Genomic DNA, 4,506 nt, shown 5'->3' on the forward strand with positions numbered 1-4,506 from the left:
CGTCACCATCACCCCGCTCACCGCAGCCTAACCCGCCCCTACTTTCGTATTAGGTAGCAGCAGAGCGCGTTTAGCGGGCTCAGAACGCGCACAACTGCGACTTACTTGGGCACGCCGCTTCATGATGGTTGAGGCTTTGCGATCCCGCTGACTAGTGTTGAACCCATGCGCGAACTCCAGGCCACAATCATTGAGGAAATGGGCGTACAGCCCCGGATCGATCCCGCGGGGGAGGTCCGCAAACGGGTTGAGTTCCTGAAGGAATATGTGAAGGCGACCGGCACCAAGGGGTTCGTCCTGGGCATCTCCGGCGGGCTCGACTCCACGCTGGCGGGCAGGCTCGCCCAGTTGGCGGTGGAAGAACTCGAGGCAGAGGGCGTGGACGCGAACTTTGTGGCCGTGCGGCTCCCCTACGGCGTGCAGCATGACGAAGACGACGCCCAGGCAGCCATGGACTTCATCAACGCCAAGACCGAGTGGACCTTTAACATCGCCGCCGCCGTGGACGGTTTCGAGGACGAGTTCCGGAAGACCACCGGCGCGGAGATCTCGGACTTCCACAAGGGCAACACCAAGGCCCGCGCGCGCATGATCGCGCAGTACGCCCTTGCGGGCGAACACAACTACCTGGTGATCGGCACCGACCATGGCGCCGAGTCCGTCACGGGGTTCTTCACGAAATACGGCGACGGCGGCGCTGACATCCTGCCGCTGTTTGGACTGAACAAACGCCAGAACCGTGCAGTGCTTGCCGAGCTCGGCGCACCCGCGCGCCTGTGGCAGAAGGTTCCCACCGCTGACCTGCTGGATGACAAGCCGGGCCGGACCGACGAGGACGAACTGGGCATCACCTACGACCAGATCGATGACTACCTCGAAGGCCGGGACGTACCCGAGGGCGTCGCCGAACTCATCGAGCAGAAGTACTTGCGGACCCGCCACAAGCGGACCATCCCGGTCACCATCTTCGATACGTGGTGGAAATAGCCAACCGCGCCTGACCAGCGTCACCGCACTGCCTTAGGCAGGCAGCCTCAAGCACGACGGCGGGTGCCGGCTTCCGTACGGAAGTCGGCACCCGCCGTCGTTCTTTAACCCTCTCTCACATCCCACCCCCGACAGCCGATCGCTCTATCACATCCCACCCCCGACAGCCGACCGCTCTATCACGCCCCGTTGACGATTCCGTCTATACCGATATATCGTTAAGTATCGCCGATAATACTTCGGTGACCTTAACAACCGAAAGGAAGTTGCTGCGATGAAAGGCATCAACGAACACGACAACAACGCATTTCCAGAGCACGGCCATGGGCACCCCGAGCACGGAGGCGGTCGCGGCCGCTTCAACCGCGGTAGGGGACGCCGCGGCCCTGGCGGTCATGGCGGCGGATTCGGTCCAGGGTTTGGTCCGGGTTTCGGCCCGGGCGGTTTTGGCCCCCGCGGCTTCGGACCGGGCGGCCCGCGCCGCAACCGCGGCGACGTCCGGGCAGCCATCCTCTCGCTGCTGGCCGAAGCTCCATCCAACGGCTACGGCCTGATTAAGACCATCGCGGAGAAGACCTCCGGCGCCTGGCGGCCAAGCCCTGGATCCGTTTACCCAACCCTGCAGCAACTGGTGGACGAAGGCCTCATTGCTGCTGTGGGCGAAGGCAAGCGCACGGAATTCACGCTCACCGATGAAGGCCGTGCCTACGTCGCCGAGCACGAAGAGGAATTGGCAAACGCTTGGAACACCGAAGCCGACGCCACCGGCGCCGCCTTCCACCAGAGCGTGGGCAAGCTGATTGGAGTCATCCACCAGTTCCGTTCGGGGGTCTCCGATGAACAGCGGCAGGCAGCCATCGCGAAGCTCGACGAAACCCGTCGGGCGCTGTACCTGATCCTCGCTGACTAACAGTGATCCACCCCTTGACCTTGAGGTGTTGACCTTGACGTAACGTCAACGCCTACTGTCGAAGAACAGGCACAGGACGGAGGACGGATGGACTGGTCGATCCAGGAAATCGCCAAGATGGCCGGAACCACCAGCAGGACGCTGCGGCACTACGACGATATCGGGCTGCTCAAACCAAGCCGGACCGGACATAACGGTTACCGCTACTACGACGGTCCGGCCTTGGTTCAGCTCCAGCGCATCCTGTTGCTCCGGGAGCTCGGGCTTGGCCTTCCCGCCATCGCGGAAGTGCTGGCTCGGGAGTCAGACACCGTCAAGGCCCTCAGCAGCCATTTGGAGTGGCTCGGCCAAGAGCGGGATCGGCTGGCCCGGCAGATGGCCTCCGTTCAGCAAACCATCAAGACCTTGAAAGGGGATGGAAACTACATGGCACAGGACATGTTTGACGGCTTCGACCACACTCAATACAAAGACGAGGTGGAGGAGCGATGGGGCAAGGATGCTTACGCCAAGAGCGACTCTTGGTGGCGCGGCATGAGTCGCGAGGAAAAGCAGGACTGGAAGGGCCGGGCCGGGAAGCTGGGGAGCGACTGGATAGCCGCGGCCTCCGCCGGCATATCGCCGGAGAGCCCGGAAGCGCAGGACCTCGCGCAGCGGCATGTTGAATGGCTTCGCGGCATTCCGGGAACACCATCCGCCGCGCCGGGCGGAGATGTGAAGGGCTACGTTATCGGCCTCGGCGAGATGTATGTGGCAGACCGCCGGTTCGCCGCGAACTACGGCGGAGAAGCAGGGGCGGTGTTCGTCCGCGACGCACTGCGGATCTACGCGGAGGCGAATCTCTGAGCAACGCACGTTCGGGACGGCAAGTGCCCCGATCCCCGGGTATGGCGGGCCATGACGGCCCGCCTGCACTTGGACCGGCGTCATAATCCGGGCGGAATCACAAACCTGTAATTCGAATACTAGAATCCCCGAGGGCGTTCAGCCACAAGCGCTCTCATCATCGGCCGCTGACTCACGGTTCGATATCGAAATGGGGATTTCTTCGTGTCCAATCACATCCCGCCCGGGACGGGTTCATTCCGGCTGCCCACGTCAACAATTTGCATGGGCATCATCGCTGTTCTCTTGCTGATAATCAGCGCCTTCGCATCCGGACTCGGCGGCATGTTGATCATGCTTGGCCTGCTGGCCCTGCTAACCGGAATCTACGTTGTAGCCACAGGCCGGCGTTCCTGGGCGTTGTTGCCCGGCGGTCGCCGCGCCGGAGCAATCGTCCTGACCGGCGCCCTGGTCTTCTTCGTTGCCGGCGGCGCGTTGAGTCCTGCTCAACCGAGGGAAACGCTGGAGGCTTCCAAAGCTGCTGCCGAGGCGCAGAAGCAGGTGGACGCTTCCGCTTCGCCGTCGGCAACAGCCACGCCGACGCCAACTTCCAGCGCGTCCGACGCCGGAGCTCCCTTGGATCCCGACGTCACCAAGGCTCTCGCCGCCGGAGCGTCATACAAAGCTCCGCATGCACAGCCGGCGTACGCCTCAAAGGCGCTGGACGTCCTGGCCACGCTGCCCATCAAGGGCCGTGCCCCGAAAACCGGCTACGACCGCGATGAGTTCGGGCAGGCTTGGGCCGACGTCGACCGCAACGGATGCGACACCCGCAACGACATCCTCAAGCGCGACCTCACACAGATCGCGTACGCCAACAGCGTCCCCTGCAAAGTCCAAAGCGGTACTCTCGCGGATCCGTACACGGCCAGGACCATTGGCTTTGTTCGCGGTGCCAGCACCAGCGCTGCCGTTCAGATCGACCACGTTGTTGCCCTGAGCGACGCCTGGCAGAAAGGCGCCCAGCAGCTGAGCCTCGAACAACGCACCGCTTTGGCGAATGATCCGCTGAACCTGCAGGCCACCGACGGGCCTACCAACCAGCAAAAGGGCGACGGCGACGCAGCGACCTGGTTGCCGCCACACAAGTCATTCCGGTGCGAGTACATCGCCCGCCAAATATCCGTGAAAGCCACCTACAGCCTCTGGGTGACACAGGCGGAGCATGACGCCATGGTCCGCCTCCTGACGGATTGCCCGGGACAGCTGGCGCCCACGAATGAGAAGGCCCCGGTTGAGACACCGGCTCCGGAAGCACCCGCAGTTGCTGGGCCGGCTCCGGCAGTGCCTGCTCCCCCGGCTGGTGTTGCGCCTGCGCCTGCCGTCCCGGCACCTGCCCCCGCTGTCGCGCCCCCTGCCCCGGTGCCCGCTCCTGCTGTTGTACCTCCAGCCCCGGCACCTGCACCTGCACCTGCACCTGCATCCGCGTATTACGCCAACTGCGCGGCGGCCAGGGCTGCCGGTGCTGCACCCTTGTACGCCGGACAGCCCGGGTACAGGGCGGGATTGGACGGAGATAAGGACGGAGTGGCCTGCGAAAAGTAAGCCCCCTCGAAGCATCCTGCCTCCGGTACACAACCCTTCGGGGTTCCTGACCGGGGGCAGGACTCTTTCGCGCACCCTGTCCGCAGTTTCCCGGCTGGTTTTTCCACATAAGGGCTTGGGGCTAGTTACAGGGTTTGGGTGGGGTGGAAGGCTTGGTTTATGGGTTTGAGCGGGCAGGT

At 63.7% G+C, this 4,506-nt stretch carries 4 protein-coding genes; all 4 read left to right on the forward strand.

Going from position 1 to position 4,506, the window contains the following annotated elements:
• Positions 1-165 precede the first annotated feature (165 nt).
• Positions 166-987 carry an ammonia-dependent NAD(+) synthetase gene (gene nadE / locus OCL88_RS20790; protein WP_264963809.1) on the forward strand — a complete coding sequence of 274 codons (822 nt, stop codon included), beginning with the start codon at positions 166-168 and terminating at the stop codon, positions 985-987.
• A 274-nt stretch (positions 988-1,261) separates the two neighbouring features.
• The gene (locus tag OCL88_RS20795; protein ID WP_264963810.1) at positions 1,262-1,897 is read left to right on the forward strand and encodes a PadR family transcriptional regulator; all 636 of its coding nucleotides are present in this window, start codon (positions 1,262-1,264) and stop codon (positions 1,895-1,897) included.
• A gap of 87 nt (positions 1,898-1,984) precedes the next feature.
• Positions 1,985-2,743, forward strand: coding sequence for a MerR family transcriptional regulator (locus tag OCL88_RS20800; RefSeq protein WP_264963811.1), 759 nt, complete (start codon positions 1,985-1,987; stop codon positions 2,741-2,743).
• A 204-nt stretch (positions 2,744-2,947) separates the two neighbouring features.
• Positions 2,948-4,327, forward strand: coding sequence for a DUF1524 domain-containing protein (locus OCL88_RS20805; RefSeq protein ID WP_264963812.1), 1,380 nt, complete (start codon positions 2,948-2,950; stop codon positions 4,325-4,327).
• Positions 4,328-4,506 lie beyond the last annotated feature (179 nt).

Source organism: Paenarthrobacter sp. PAE-2 (assembly GCF_026013155.1).
In the GTDB taxonomy this organism is placed as follows: domain Bacteria; phylum Actinomycetota; class Actinomycetes; order Actinomycetales; family Micrococcaceae; genus Arthrobacter; species Arthrobacter ureafaciens.

Bases quoted from the DNA above. Each gene is read 5' to 3' on its own strand.
- OCL88_RS20795 (WP_264963810.1), top strand. From the start codon at position 1,262: ATGAAAGGCATCAACGAACACGACAACAACGCATTTCCAGAGCACGGC.
- OCL88_RS20800 (WP_264963811.1), top strand. From the start codon at position 1,985: ATGGACTGGTCGATCCAGGAAATCGCCAAGATGGCCGGAACCACCAGC.
- nadE (WP_264963809.1), top strand. From the start codon at position 166: ATGCGCGAACTCCAGGCCACAATCATTGAGGAAATGGGCGTACAGCCC.